The organism is Acinetobacter sp. YH12249 (assembly GCF_013417475.1).
In the GTDB taxonomy this organism is placed as follows: domain Bacteria; phylum Pseudomonadota; class Gammaproteobacteria; order Pseudomonadales; family Moraxellaceae; genus Acinetobacter.
The window spans coordinates 33,951-48,400 of sequence record NZ_VPDX01000020.1; the positions used below are offsets into that span (position 1 = coordinate 33,951).

Genomic DNA, 14,450 nt, shown 5'->3' on the forward strand with positions numbered 1-14,450 from the left:
TGATGTACAAACTTCATGCCGACTTGAATCAATTTCAGGAAATTAAGTATTAGCCTGATAAGCCTGAATCCGCTGGCCCATTTCTATAGCTAAGGCTTCAAGTCCAGATTTTGGTCGGATCATTACTTCAAAATCAATGATCTGACCTTCATCATTGAACTGAATCATGTCGATTCCCTTAAGTTTTTTATCGCCGACATTGGCTGAGAACTCAAGTACAACATTGTTACCATCTTCACTAAGAAATTCGCGGTGATAAGTAAAGTTTTCAAAGACCTGAATCACATTGGTCAAGATAAAAAATACAACCTGTTTCCCGGGATAAGGATGAAAAGCCACGGGCGAGCGGAATACGACATTATCTGCGAGGAGTTCATTCAATATGGACATATCACGTGTTTCTAACATTTCATGCCAACGCGTGATTGCAGTTTGGGTTATTTGTAGTGTCATTATTATTTCCTTTTTGTTGTAAAGTCCCCCTTTGCAAATAGGGGGATTTAGGGGGATTCTGGTGTTTTAGAATAGAATCCTCTCCCTAACCCTCTCCTTTAACAAAGGAGAGGGAACAATCAACTTTCTTTCATGACAATTTCGCATGAAAGCAAAAACTGTCATCTTTTAAGTTTTATCAATTAAATCACCGCAGCCAATTCAGCACCCTGACGGATTGCACGTTTAGCATCCAGCTCACCTGCTTCTTTCGCACCACCAATGAGATGCACGTTTTTACCGGCAGCTTTCAGTTCATCAAACATGGCAGTATAAGATTCCTGACCAGCACAGATAATGACATTATCTACGTCTAACACTGCAGGTTGATCATTTACCATCACATGCAGACCTTGATCATCAATTTTTTCATAGCTTGCACCAGCAATCATTTTGACATTACGATGCTTTAAGCCAGCACGGTGAATCCAGCCTGTGGTTTTACCCAGACTTGAACCGACAGAAGCTGCTTTACGCTGCAATAAATAAATTTCACGTTCAGGTTGTTCTACATTGGCTGTCTTAAGTCCACCGACATTTTCATAGTTAGTATCGATTCCCCATTCATCATAGAATTTTTCCGGATTGACACTACCACTTTCGGTCCCATGACTAAGCAGCTCGGCTGTATCAAAGCCAATACCCCCTGCACCAATAATCGCCACACGCTGGCCGACTGGTTTACGCTCTCTTAGCACCTGCAGATAAGACAACACTTTAGGATGATCAATTCCAGGAATATCGAGCTGACGCGGTGTCACCCCAGTGGCAACCACAATGTCATCAAATTCGGCTGAAATCAGCTGATCAAAGGTCGCGGTGAAATTTAATTTCAATTGAATACGGGGTTGCAATTCAATCTGACGTTTGAAATAACGCAAGGTTTCATAAAACTCTTCCTTACCTGGAATGGTCTTCGCGATATTAAATTGCCCACCAATCTGCGCTGAAGCTTCAAATACTGTTACATGATGACCACGACCTGCTGCATAGATAGCAAAGCTTAAACCTGCTGGTCCTGCACCAATCACTGCAATATTTTTGGCTACATTGGTTTCTTTAAAAATCAGTTCAGTTTCATAACACGCGCGTGGATTCACCAGACAGGTAGCAATTTTCATCGAGAAAATATGATCCAGACAGGCCTGATTACAACCGATACAGGTATTAATTTCATCACTACGGCCCTGTTCTGCTTTTAAGACAAACTCAGAGTCTGCCAGCATTGGACGTGCCATTGACACCATATCGGCATCGCCTGTAGCCAGGACATATTCTGCCATTTCCGGCGTATTAATACGGTTAGAGGTAATAAGAGGAATACTCACCTGACCTTTTAGCTTGCGCGTAACCCAAGTAAAGGCCGCACGTGGCACTTTGGTAGCAATGGTCGGAATACGCGCTTCATGCCAGCCAATACCGGTATTAATAATCGTCGCGCCCGCTTTCTCAATGGCTTTGGCCAGTTGGATTACTTCTTCTAGAGTTGAACCGCCTTCAACCAGATCCAGCATGGAAAGACGATAGATAATAATAAAATTCTCACCGACCATTTCACGGGTACGGCGTACAATTTCAATCGGGAAACGGATACGGTTTTCATAACTACCACCCCATTCATCATCACGATGATTGGTACGCGCTGCGATGAACTCATTGATCAGGTAACCTTCTGAACCCATGATTTCGACACCGTCATAACCGGCGTATTGAGCCAGTCTGGCACAGTTGGCAAAGTCATCAATGGTTTGCTGCACTTCAGCAGAGCTTAAAGCATGCGGTTTGACTGGATTAATCGGTGCCTGAATTGGAGACGGCGCGACATTTTCCGCCTGATAAGAGTAACGGCCGGTATGCAGGATCTGCATGGCAATTTTCCCGCCAGCCTCATGCACGGCTTGAGTAATGATTTTATGCTTTTCAGCTTCTTCAATCGTGTCGAGCTTGGAACCGCCCTGAAAAGTGACGCCATGATCATTCGGTGAGATACCACCTGTCACAATTAATGCTACGCCACCCTTGGCGCGTTCTGCATAAAAGGCAGCCATCCGATTATAACCACCTGGTGCTTCTTCTAAGCCCACATGCATAGAGCCCATCAAGACACGGTTTTTAAGCGTGGTAAAACCCAGATCCAGTGGGGCAAGTAAATTCGGATATTTAGACATTTCAACTCCCTAGCGTGCAGATGTGCTGGCTATTTTTATTCAGGCTGACTGATTTATTTCCATCAAGCATCAGCCTTATGCAACTTGTTGCACTAATTTATAGTGCAGAATTGATTTTTATGCAACATGTTGCATAATAATCCCGAGTCACTTTTTTGAGACGTTTATGTCTTTATCACATGTTTTACTCACCAGCCTGATTGAGAAACCGAGTACCGGCATTGAGCTAGCACGCCGTTTTGACCGCTCCATGGGTTTCTTCTGGAATGCCACCCATCAGCAGATCTATCGTGAATTGAATGCCATGCTGCAAAAAGGCTGGATTTCGACCATAGAAGAGGAAGATTCTCATAGCCGTAAAAAAACCTATCAGGTAGAACGACTCGGCCGGGAAGAACTGGCTAACTGGATGCTGGAGCATAGTTCTCCTGCACAGCTTCGTGAAGAATTGATGGTTCGTCTGCGTGCAGAAGCCCAGCTTGGCGGCAACAACACCTTACCTGAACTGGAACGCCATCTAGAAATACATAAAGAAAAGCTTAAAACCTATCAGCATATTTTCGCCAAAGACTTTGCTCAAGCTGACGAAAATGACCGAACCCTGTATATTCATAAAATGATTCTGCAACTGGGTATTGATCAGGAACTGGGCTGGATTGCCTGGCTGGAACAGGTTATTCCCAGACTTAAACAATTCGATGTAGAAAAATTATAAATACGGAGATATGCATGCCCTTCTATACCATGGCAGATGGCGAACAGTTATTTGTACGTGAATACGGTCAGGGTCAACCGGTACTGGTCCTATCCGGTCTGGGCATGTTGAGCTGGCAATGGGCAGCTTTTCTCTATCCACATCAGAAAAACTTCCGCTTTATTATTCCTGAATGGCGCGGTTTTGGGGCGTCTAGTCACTGCAAAATCCCGCAAGACCTGGATGCGATTTCCAGTCACTGGCTTGATGTTCAGTCGGTGATCCAGCAGCTCAATTTAGATCAATTCATTGTAATTGCTTACTCTATGGGTGCAACCACTACCATGCATGGCTTGTGCTATGGAGATTTTTCCAAACACATAGCAGCTTATTTGCATATTGATCAAACACCGAAGATTCCGGTCGATGATGCCTGGGCATTTGGACTTTTTGGTCCACGCCATCAGGAATTTATTGAAATTTTGCAGCAGCTTTCAACATTACTTGCAGAACATCAGCATATTGAACTCATTCGGGATCTGGATAATTCAGTACGTCAGCAGATTGCAGCATTATGGCTGCGCTTTATCCAGCTACAAAATGATCGTCCAGCCAGTTTGAAAGTATTTAAGTTCATCATGAATCAACCTCGTCTGCAAAGCCTGCTCCTGCCTTCTAGCCGGGTGGATTATATGACGTGGTACATCAATAATTATTTATATCATCAGGAAGATTATCGTGAAGCTCTGGCGAAGCTTACTTGTCCGGTGACTTTCTTTAGCGGTGTGCAGTCCAAACTCTATCCTGTTGAAGGTCAGCGCCTGATTGCTCAAAGCCTGCCTCAGGCTAAACAGGTATTTTTCACGAAATCTGGCCATACCCCCTTACTGACCGAACCACTCAAATTTGCCAGGGAGCTCGATACCTTTCTAAAAGAAAATTCTCAATACAGTTCTTCAGCGGCCTAAAGATTCAGGAGAAGAAATCATGAAAAAACTGGTGGTGTTTTCAGGTGCTGGCATGAGTGCGGAAAGTGGGATCAACACCTTCCGTGATAGTGATGGGCTTTGGGAACAGTATCGTATAGAAGAAGTGGCGACACCCGAAGCTTGGGCTAAAAATCCGGAACTGGTGCAACGCTTTTATAATGCCCGACGTAAAAACATTCTGGAAGCGCAGCCAAATGCAGCTCATCAACTCATTGCCGAACTTGAAGATGATTTTGATGTCCATGTGATTACTCAAAATATTGATGATCTGCATGAACGTGCTGGAAGCTCCAAGGTCATTCATCTGCATGGCAATATCCGCCTAGCCAAAACCTCAGGCCCGAATTGCCAGTACACCACCGAGTTTTATCCGATTGAAGGGTCTGAATTAGATTTAACTAAACACTTCTGTAAGGAGGGCTATCCATTACGTCCACATGTGGTCTGGTTTGGCGAAGCCGTACCTGCTTATGAAGAAGCACAAGATTGTGTACAGGATGCTGACATTTTCGTGGTTATTGGAACTAGTCTGCAAGTATATCCTGTTGCTGGCTTAATCCATGAGATTACAGCTCACTGCACAGCTTATTATATTGATCCCAAAGCAGATCAACAGCATTTACCCGCCCAGTTCCACAAGATTTCCCAGACGGCCACAGAAGGCATGAAGACCTTGCTTAAATTACTTGAGTTCGAGATCTAGTCATCATTCAAAATTCGTATTCTATAGTTGACAGTATGCAACAATCATTTTTTAATCAGCCTATTGTTGCAGGAATGGAATTAAACGATGCTGACTGATCTGGATGATTTTTACTGTTTTGCACAGGTCGTTGAACATGGCGGCTTTAGTGCAGCCGAACGTGCCACCGATATTCCCAAATCCAAGCTCAGCCGCCGTGTTTATAATCTGGAAGAACGCCTTGGTGTCCGCCTGATTCAGCGTAGTTCTCGCCATTTTGCAGTCACTGATATTGGCATGAATATCTATCGACATGCACAAGTGATGCTCAGTGCAGCACAGGCCGCCCATGATCTGGTGGATCATCTCAGTACTGAACCGCGTGGTACCATTAAAATCAGCCTGCCCGTCTCCATTGCCCAGAATGAAATGGCAAAAATCCTGCCGGATTTCCTGAAAAAATATCCTGAAATTAAAGTCCAGATGATGATCACCAATCGACGTGTGGACATTATTAATGAAGGTTTTGATCTGGCCTTACGGGTACGGACCAGCCTGGATGATGATCCGAATCTGGTAATTCGTCAGTTTGAAAAAATTGAACAGCATCTGTTTGCCAGTCAGGGCTATTTAAATGAATTTGGCGATCTTAAAACACCTGAACAGCTCTCTGAACATAAAATTTTAAGCATGGCTGAGGAACATACTGAACAGTTCCTGATATTGCAGAATGAGCAGCAGCAACAGAAGAAAATCCGGATCAACCCGACCGTAATGGGATCAGACCTGAATATGCTGGCACAACTGGCAGCTTCAGGCTGTGGTATTACCTTATTGCCCGATAATGTCGTGCAGCAATATATAGAACGGGGCGAACTGGTTCGGGTACTTTCAGACTGGAAAACGGCACATGGAATTTTCCATCTGGTTTATCCTTCCCGTCGTGGTCTGTTACCAGCTGTAAGAGTATTTATTGATTATCTGGTTGAGCATCTGCATCTTGTATAAATAGACATATTTCCGGCAAAAAAAATAGCTCATTCTTGGGGAAAAATGAGCTAATAAAAACGATTCACTACAGCATGAAGTGAACGAAAGGAAACTACTACCGCCAAGCCAAATCTAATACACAGCAATCAGACATCTAACAAAGCAAATATCAACTAACTATAAATAGATTAAGAGAATTTGGCTGGTTAAACCACTTCTTCATGTAGTATTTTGTAGGCTTTTGTCATTAATAACACGTATGCTGTAATTTATGTAAGCTACTGTATTTCAATGCATAACATGAAAAATAATTTAAATTTCCGGATATTCGCCAGTGCCTTCTGGCCACGGCGATAACAGTTCAAAACCTGTTTCAGTCACGACTACCATGTGTTCCCATTGAGCCGACCAGGATTTATCTGCAGTCACGACTGTCCAGCCGTCCTTCAACTCTTTAACACGCGCTTTACCCATGTTGACCATAGGTTCAATGGTAAAGACCATACCGGGTACCAGTTTGATGCCCTGACCTGGTTGTCCGTAATGCAGAATGTTTGGCTGTTCGTGATAAATTTTACCAATCCCATGACCACAATATTCACGCACAATGGTGTAGCCTTCACGCTGTGCAACAGACTGGATTGCATAACCAATATCGCCTAGGGTTGCGCCCGGTTTAACGGCATGAATCCCGGCAACCATAGCTTCATAAGTGGTTTCGACCAGACGTTTGGCTTCAGGAGTTGGTGTACCGACATAATACATTCGACTGGTATCGCCAAAATAACCGTCTTTAATGATCGCAACGTCAATATTAATAATATCGCCATCTTGCAAGACCGTATTCGGAGATGGAATACCATGACAAACCACTTCATTCGGTGAAATACAGGTGGTTTTGGTATAACCATAATAGCCAATATTAGCTGGCGTCACTTTTAGTGTATTGACGATAAAATCATGACAGATGTCATCCAGATATTCAGTTGTGACACCCGGCTTGACATGCTCCCCGATCATTTCCAAAACCTGTGCAGCCAAACGCCCAGATATACGTAATTTTTCGATATCTTGTTCGGTTTTCAGAGTAATCGCTGGAGCTCGCATGGATCTATCCTCAAGGTGAATCGGGAAATTATAGTCCTTTTTCAGCCAAGATGCGCATTTGTTCGCTCTGCATGACAATTCTTAAAACTTGCTCTAGAGAATCTCAATGCTGCTTATTTATACAAACAATAAGCTTAAAATGATGAAATGGAGCCTAAATGATTTATTTATTTAAAAATAAATTATAATTTTTTCAACTGAATATCAAAGATATATTTCTACCAAGCTTTTAAAGTTCATATTATCCGATCATCAAGATCAGTAAAATCAAGGCTTTCGGCATTAAATTAAACTCCAAAAATCATCATATATACACTAAAATCGCTTTCTTTTATTTATTTGTTCTCCCTCTATGACAAGTCTCCGTACAAGAGATATTGTGGCCTTAGGTTTTATGACCTTTGCACTGTTTATTGGTGCAGGCAACATTATCTTTCCACCGATTGTGGCTCAACAAGCCGGTGAGCATGTATGGTTAGCTGCCCTAGGTTTCTTGATTACGGCAGTTGGCCTACCTGTCATCACCATCGTGGCATTGTCACGTGTTGAAGGTTCAATTCAGATCTTAAGTTCTCCTTTAGGTAAAGCTGCCAGTCTTTTACTGACTGTCGTGTGTTATCTGACGGTTGGGCCTTTATTCGCGACACCACGTACCGCAACCGTTTCTTATGAAATCGGCTTCTCTTCATACTTTGGCAATGCACCTAGCAACCTGCTGATCTATAGTGTAATCTATTTTGCTGTAGTGACTCTGGTTTCCCTTTATCCAAATAAGATTCTGGATACGGTTGGATACTTCCTGTCTCCAGTAAAAATTATCGCATTGATTATTTTAGGCGGTGCTGCAGTATTGATTCCTGCCGGCAAACCACCTGCTGCAGTGGGTAACTATGTTACAAGCCCGGTCACTGAAGGCATCGTTAATGGTTATCTGACCATGGATACCTTAGGCGCATTGGTCTTTGGTATTGTGATTGTGCGTGCAATTACCTCTCGTGGTGTAACGGATCGCAAGCTGATTACCAAATATGCAGTCAATGCAGCGATTATTTCAGGGATTGGTCTAACTCTGGTTTATCTCAGCCTGTTTAAACTAGGCCTAGGTAGTCACGATGTTGCCCCTAATGCTGCCAATGGTGCGATTATTCTGCATGCCTATGTACAACATGCTTTTGGTGATATGGGTGCTTATTTCCTTGCCACCATGATCTTTGTTGCCTGCATGGTGACTGCGATTGGCTTAACCTGCGCATGTGCTGAATATTTCTCGTCTATTACCAAACTGCCTTATAAAGCCTTTGTCTTTGTACTGGTCGGCTTCTCGCTAGTGATTTCAAATCTTGGTTTGACCAAACTGATTGCCGTTTCTGTGCCTGTATTGAGCGCGATTTATCCGCCTGCGATTGCAGTGATCCTGCTAAGCTTCTGCGGTCATTTCTTTAGAAAACCTGCTCAAGTTGTTGCACCGACCACACTGGTTGCCTTTATTTTCGGTGTATTTGATGGCCTTAAAGTTGCCGGCTTTGATTTACCTGAAGTACTACAGAATTTACCGCTTTCTGAACAAAACATGGCATGGCTTATCCCAGCCCTAATTGTTCTCGTGATTTCAGCTGTGATTGACCGTATCAGAAACTAATCTTTCTGGACAGTGTCAATAAATCGTCTTTTTACCCAAAACACGATTTAAGCATGATCAATAATTGTCAGGTTTTACCCAAACGGACATTTATTGGTTCAATTCACTGCATATTGATTCATCCGAAAGCGTTTAATTAAATAAAGTGGATAAAAATCCATCTATGAAATAATCCAGATATTCATTTGACCAAAACACTACAATCATTTTCAAAATTATTCAATTTCATTGACTTATATCAACATTCCAACACTATTTATTATTCTTACGCATTCCATATACACGTGCTTACACTCTCTTCCCAGTAAATCACAGATTGTGGCGTACAATTTGCATTTTTCCGCTTGTACCATTTAAGTTTTATTCACTAATCCACTCTTAAACCCCAATTTAAGCGCTTAAATGGTCGAGATAAATTGCTGTACTTTGATATTTTTAGCTCTACGACTAAAGTTTCTGTATTTCTCCAGCACAGTCATCCGGAGCTATTGAAAAGTTCTAGTATTCGCAGTACAACTGTATGTTCAATCCTGATTAATTCACTCAGTTTTGGACATCAATAACACTAAAAATAGGAGGGATGGAGATGTTATCAATACATTTCAATAAGCAAGTCTTCATTGACGCTCTTAAAGCCAATTCAAACCTTGTGGTGTTCTTAAGCACCACCTTTGCGCTTATGTTGACTTTAATCGTGCATTGCGTAATTCAAGGAAATTTAAAGCCAGAGTACTTAGCGTATGCGCTGATCGTCTCGGCTGCATTTTACCTGTGGGTGGTCATTGACCAGAAATATCGCTAATCAACACCGGTGTTGAACCATATGGATGACCTGGCCACTCATCCATATGGTAGAAGAAAAAGAAAAGTCCAATTCAAGTATTCTCTCTTCCCACTTAGAATAAAAATAACCTAAAAAATCCCTTGCGCTGCGCCCCAAAGCAAAACTCCTGTTCCACCCAGCTCCGCCAAAATTAATCCGATCATCGCCAAAGTCATCAATATGCCGGGTAATTGAAACTTACCTAATTGATGCGGTTTTCTAAATTGGTTGGTGGTATCTTTCAGCATACCATGCAGGATATAAGCGCCAATAGAAAAGCTGAAAAAAGCCAGATTCAGTACCACACAGAGTAGATTTATAGTTTCTGAAAATTGAGAATAATAAGCCAGCACTGCAAGGATCAGCGCTGCCGGTGCATACAGCAAGCTACTACGATGTGCGATATCGACATAATAATGTGCCCGTGACTGTGCTGAACTGCGAATCTGTAAATACTTCCATACCCCAGTCAGCATCCCCACCCACAAGAAAATTCCACTAAATAATATTGCCAGCTTAACTGCCAGACTTAGTTCCATTGGCTGCATAAATAAATTCCATTACATTCATTATTTTGACTTTTTAGTCATATTTTAAAGCCGTTCCTATTCGGAACTGGTGTAGATTAATTCTTGATAATGATTCCAAAAATATAGTGTAACGCATGTCCGAATTCGAAACATTGACCATTAGGTGCAAGGATGGCTATCCATTGACAGCACGTTTTTATACAGCGAATGAAGCAGCCCGAAAATCTTTACCGGTATTGATCTGTCCAGCGACCGGAATCACCGCTCAGTTCTATCACAGCTTTAATGTCTGGCTGCAAGCGCAAGGCTATGATGTCTTATGTTTCGACTTCCGTGGTATTGGACAATCATTGAATGGATCTTTAAAAAAATCCAAAGCCAGCATCGTGCAATGGGGTCAGTTAGATATTCCAGCAGCGATTGATGCTTTACTGGATAAAACCAAAGCAGAAAAAGTGATTCTGGTCGGCCATAGTGCTGGCGGTCAGTTACTCGGTATCGTGCCAAACTATGACAAAGTAGCGAAAGTCGTCGCTGTTTCTGGTTCAACTGGTCATGTCAAAGGCTTAAAAGGTCGAACCAAACTACTCGCTCCTGTCATGTTTGATGTGATCTTTCCTCTATCACGCTTTACTCTGGGTTATGGCCCAACCAGCAAAATTGGTATGGGTGAAAATCTGCCGAAAGATGTGGCAAAACAATGGGCACAGTTCTGTAGTAAGCCGGGTTATGTCATTAATGCCATTGGTAAGACTGTGCCAAAAACCGAAGATCATCATGAGCAAATCACCTGCCCGATTACAGTGCTATGGAGTACGGATGATGAAATTGCCACTGAAGCCAATGTCAAAGATTTGATCCGTTTATATCCAAATGCAAATGCCAGTCATAAAGAACTCAAGCCCTCCGCTTTTGGACATAAAGCCATTGGACATATGCTAATGTTTAAACGTAGCCACCAGAATTTATGGCCGGTGATTGAACAGGAAATCACAGCGATTTAACTCTTTTTCATTTTTGTATTTTGATACCATCAGGCCTGTAACCCGACCTGATGGTTTTTTGAGTTAATAAGATTCTTTATAAATTCCATCATATATGCGCTCTAATACACAAGATGACTAGTCGCTAACCATAGGCTTTTTAATGTCTGAACATTTATAAAATCAATTTATTAATGTGGGCGTGTTGATGCGCAGTATAAAGCATCCCCTTGATCATTACCTGCAGTTACACCATTTATTTGACCTGATGGAAGCAATGAAATGGCGACGTTATGCGTCACATCATCTGCATCTAGAGGATTTGGATTCACTGCAGCAAATAAAGCACCCTCACTATATTGCACCAAAATTGCGTCATCTTTGTCTTGATTAATACGAGCGGAAATTGTCAATTTACCGTCAGTAATACTTAATATTTCACCGACTTTCGTTAATACACATTTTTGACCAAATACCGAAATCAATTGATCTTCTTCGAAATCTGGAAGTACGCTAGAATTACAATATTCATATCGACCGAATTCCTTTGGATCATAAGGAACACAAGCGCCTGTATTTACTTGTATATTCAATGGATCAACTAAAGCACTATTAGGTTTATCTGGTATAAAAGATAAATTCCCATCCTTAACCAATATCAATAAAGCATCATAATCTTTAATTGTATTTCCAGTTCGAATTGCTTCCAATAAATTTTGTATAACTTGATGAATTGGATCAGCTATTTCAACCTTACCATTAAAAATATCGACATTGTTTTCAATACCATAACCTTTTTTAATTAATTCAGTTAATAATTCAAATTGACCTGAATTTAATTTATCGGTAGATATCACCCCTGATTTGTACCATATTTCAGGTAGTTGTGAGCTCCCATAAGCTATAGATAAATCTGTTAATGGGTTTACATTCACATTCCCGGCTTTTTGCGCATAGCCATAATATTTTCGGTCAGCTTGCACCTCGATACGACATGGAAACTGTGATGCGTTGACCTCACCAGACCACGCTCCATCTTGATTTGTACTTACCTTAGATTTAAATCCACTGCCATCTTTGCAGATTGCATTTACTTCTGCTGAAGCCAACGCTTTATTAGCGAATGCAACACCTGAAATTTCTGCATAAGTTGTTTGGGTGAGATTATTATTGGATTCATTGGTTGAAGAATTAGAACTATCAGAACTTCCACTGCCACCACATGCGGATAATAAACATGAGAGTGCTACTCCCAATAATATTGGATGTTTTTGTTTTATGAACATTATAACTAACCTAATTTTTATTTAATTTTATAATTTTTAAGTTGTTTTAGAAAAAACTTGCCAACTCTATCACATTGATAAGCGTCATTAAATTAATAGAAATACCATTCGTCTTAAATTAAGACAATCTTTTGGTTTGGTAACTCCCCTACTAAACTGATTTTAAAATAAAGATCAAACCGAATATAAATAAATCAGCTGTTAAAAATCTGGTGAGGAAAATACGATATTTATATCCGTCCATGCAGTTCTGTGTTCTAATACACTTAGTATGAGATGAGCCTCTTACAGTATGTGCCTTAGATGTGCATACGACTAGCCCCTAACCATGGGGCTTTTTCATGTCTATATGATTTTAAAGTCGTATTAACATTTAACCGAAAAATGCAATGATACTCTGAATGACCACAGCATTCACAATATCAATAAAAAATGCACCACACAGCGGTACGATCAAAAAGGCTTTATGCGATGGACCATAACTATTGGTGACCGCTTGAATATTAGCAATTGCAGTTGGAGTTGCTCCCATACCAAAACCACAATGTCCTGCGACTAATACCGCTGCATCGTAATTTTTTCCCATAATTCTAAAGGTCACAATTGCAGTAAATAAAATCAGTACCGCTGTCTGCGCAAACAAAATGGTAATGAGCGGGCCTGCCAAATCGGCCAGCAACCAGAGTTGCAATGACAATAAAGCCATAGATAAATACAGAGACAATGACGCATTACCAAATACATCAATGGCACGGTCGAAAATATCGACTTTCAGTATATGCTCCAAGATGTTACGTACAATCACTCCTGTACCTAAAGCCCAGACAAAGGTCGGCAGTTCAAACCATCGTCCCTGACTGATCTCTGTCATCTGGTTAGCGACAAAAATACATAGTGCAAACATCCCTAAAGTTGACACCGCATTACTAGCCGTAATTAGTCGGGTTTTTTTTGGATATTCGAAGGGTGCGGTGTTTATGCTAGAATCGAGTTGTTGTTCATTGGTTTCTTGTGCCACTGTCTCCGCCAATTGATTGCGTTTAATCAAGAATTTGGCAACCGGACCACCTACCAGTCCACCAATAATCAAACCAAAAGTAGCACTTGCCATTCCGAGGACAATTGCCCCCTGTATTCCATATTGAGTTTCAAGCACCTCACCCCAAGCACCGGCAGTACCATGTCCACCTGTTAAGGTAACAGAACCAACAATCAAGCCAATCAATGGATCAAGTCCAAGTGCTGTAGCTAAGCTCATACCTACCGCATTTTGTACAACTACAAATAGAATGACGCAGACCAGAAAGATCAGCAGTGATTTCCCGCCTTCTTTGAGCTTGGTAAAGTCTGCACTTAAACCAACAGAGGTAAAGAACATCAGCATCAAAATAGTTTGGATTTCTGAGTCAAATGTGGCACTGATATTAAAGAATTTATAGAGAATAAAAGCTGTAATCGCTGCGATTAGACCGCCGATTACAGGTTCAGGTAAGTTATAGTTTCTAAAGAAGCCAATTTTACTAACAAGATACCGCCCAATAAAAAGAAAAAATACTGCAATCACCAAGGTGCCAAAGGCATCGATTTCATAATTCATAACATTCCCTATTGGCTTTATTTTCATACAGTTTTAGGAAAAAAGTATGAAAAATCAATTTTAGAAATGTTATGCAAGTTATTGTTTCTAGTAATTGTTTAATTTACAGCCTGAATAGAGACAATTAATGTGGTGGAATATCATAAACCCAGTTGCGTGCTTGCTGGTCAGTCGTAGTTTCACAAACATAATAATCATGATCCCAAGCATCTTCATGAAAGATTTCCTTTTTATGGTAAGTCACCTGTTTACCATTTTCGACGCAGACAAAGCTGTCGCCTTGGTCTTTAACTTGAGTTCCGTTTAAGAAACCGCCAATACAAAGGAATCGGGATTGTTTGGGCATATTAAATATTTAAAATCTAGACTTAAGTAGTTAAAGTTAATTATTTCATGAAATTTAATAAAAAATTATTTTTTATCATTTAATACTTATAGTATTGATTATAAATACCTCTAATAGTAATATC

14 protein-coding genes are annotated in these 14,450 nt (G+C 41.0%); 7 read left to right on the forward strand and 7 right to left on the reverse strand.

All coding sequences use genetic code 11. The features are described 5' to 3' along the window. Positions 1-42 precede the first annotated feature (42 nt). Complete coding sequence (locus FTV25_RS11395) at positions 43-453, reverse strand: nuclear transport factor 2 family protein (protein ID WP_180003732.1); 411 nt, start codon at positions 451-453, stop codon at positions 43-45. A 182-nt stretch (positions 454-635) separates the two neighbouring features. After that, entirely contained in the window at positions 636-2,660 is a 2,025-nt protein-coding gene (locus FTV25_RS11400) for an NADPH-dependent 2,4-dienoyl-CoA reductase (RefSeq protein WP_180003730.1), read from the reverse strand. A 166-nt stretch (positions 2,661-2,826) separates the two neighbouring features. On the opposite strand from FTV25_RS11400, the gene FTV25_RS11405 reads away from it, so the two are divergent. The 4 genes from FTV25_RS11405 to FTV25_RS11420 all read left to right on the forward strand — a co-directional run bounded on the left by FTV25_RS11405 (position 2,827) and on the right by FTV25_RS11420 (position 6,033). Then, positions 2,827-3,375, forward strand: a complete 549-nt coding sequence (locus FTV25_RS11405; protein WP_125279125.1) for a PadR family transcriptional regulator — start codon at positions 2,827-2,829, stop codon at positions 3,373-3,375. Between the two features lie 14 nt (positions 3,376-3,389). Beyond that, positions 3,390-4,322 carry an alpha/beta fold hydrolase gene (locus tag FTV25_RS11410; RefSeq protein ID WP_180003728.1) on the forward strand — a complete coding sequence of 311 codons (933 nt, stop codon included), beginning with the start codon at positions 3,390-3,392 and terminating at the stop codon, positions 4,320-4,322. A 19-nt stretch (positions 4,323-4,341) separates the two neighbouring features. Beyond that, complete coding sequence (locus FTV25_RS11415) at positions 4,342-5,046, forward strand: NAD-dependent deacylase (protein WP_180003726.1); 705 nt, start codon at positions 4,342-4,344, stop codon at positions 5,044-5,046. A gap of 87 nt (positions 5,047-5,133) precedes the next feature. Then, entirely contained in the window at positions 5,134-6,033 is a 900-nt protein-coding gene (locus FTV25_RS11420) for a LysR substrate-binding domain-containing protein (RefSeq protein WP_166134896.1), read from the forward strand. 294 nt (positions 6,034-6,327) lie between these two features. Here the strand turns inward: FTV25_RS11420 and map are convergent, their stop codons facing one another. After that, the gene (map, locus tag FTV25_RS11425) at positions 6,328-7,122 is read right to left on the reverse strand and encodes a type I methionyl aminopeptidase (protein ID WP_180003723.1); all 795 of its coding nucleotides are present in this window, start codon (positions 7,120-7,122) and stop codon (positions 6,328-6,330) included. Between the two features lie 352 nt (positions 7,123-7,474). On the opposite strand from map, the gene brnQ reads away from it, so the two are divergent. Both brnQ and FTV25_RS11435 read left to right on the forward strand, forming a co-directional pair. Beyond that, on the forward strand, positions 7,475-8,761 hold the full coding sequence (brnQ, locus tag FTV25_RS11430) for a branched-chain amino acid transport system II carrier protein (RefSeq protein WP_180003721.1): 1,287 nt from the start codon (positions 7,475-7,477) through the stop codon (positions 8,759-8,761). A gap of 586 nt (positions 8,762-9,347) precedes the next feature. Then, complete coding sequence (locus FTV25_RS11435; RefSeq protein WP_099338976.1) at positions 9,348-9,563, forward strand: hypothetical protein; 216 nt, start codon at positions 9,348-9,350, stop codon at positions 9,561-9,563. Between the two features lie 110 nt (positions 9,564-9,673). Here FTV25_RS11435 and FTV25_RS11440 read toward each other — a convergent pair whose 3' ends face one another. Then, positions 9,674-10,132, reverse strand: coding sequence for a hypothetical protein (locus tag FTV25_RS11440; RefSeq protein ID WP_180003719.1), 459 nt, complete (start codon positions 10,130-10,132; stop codon positions 9,674-9,676). 116 nt (positions 10,133-10,248) lie between these two features. On the opposite strand from FTV25_RS11440, the gene FTV25_RS11445 reads away from it, so the two are divergent. Further along, complete coding sequence (locus FTV25_RS11445) at positions 10,249-11,118, forward strand: alpha/beta fold hydrolase (RefSeq protein WP_180003717.1); 870 nt, start codon at positions 10,249-10,251, stop codon at positions 11,116-11,118. 170 nt (positions 11,119-11,288) lie between these two features. On the opposite strand, the gene FTV25_RS11450 is transcribed toward FTV25_RS11445, so the two are convergent. The 3 genes from FTV25_RS11450 to FTV25_RS11460 form a co-directional block, all read right to left on the reverse strand. Then, positions 11,289-12,383, reverse strand: a complete 1,095-nt coding sequence (locus FTV25_RS11450) for a hypothetical protein (protein WP_180003715.1) — start codon at positions 12,381-12,383, stop codon at positions 11,289-11,291. Positions 12,384-12,756: 373 nt separating this feature from the next. Continuing rightward, positions 12,757-13,980 carry a sodium/glutamate symporter gene (gene gltS, locus FTV25_RS11455; protein WP_180003713.1) on the reverse strand — a complete coding sequence of 408 codons (1,224 nt, stop codon included), beginning with the start codon at positions 13,978-13,980 and terminating at the stop codon, positions 12,757-12,759. 124 nt (positions 13,981-14,104) lie between these two features. After that, positions 14,105-14,326, reverse strand: a complete 222-nt coding sequence (locus tag FTV25_RS11460; RefSeq protein WP_180003711.1) for a hypothetical protein — start codon at positions 14,324-14,326, stop codon at positions 14,105-14,107. Between the last annotated feature and the right edge of the window lie 124 nt (positions 14,327-14,450).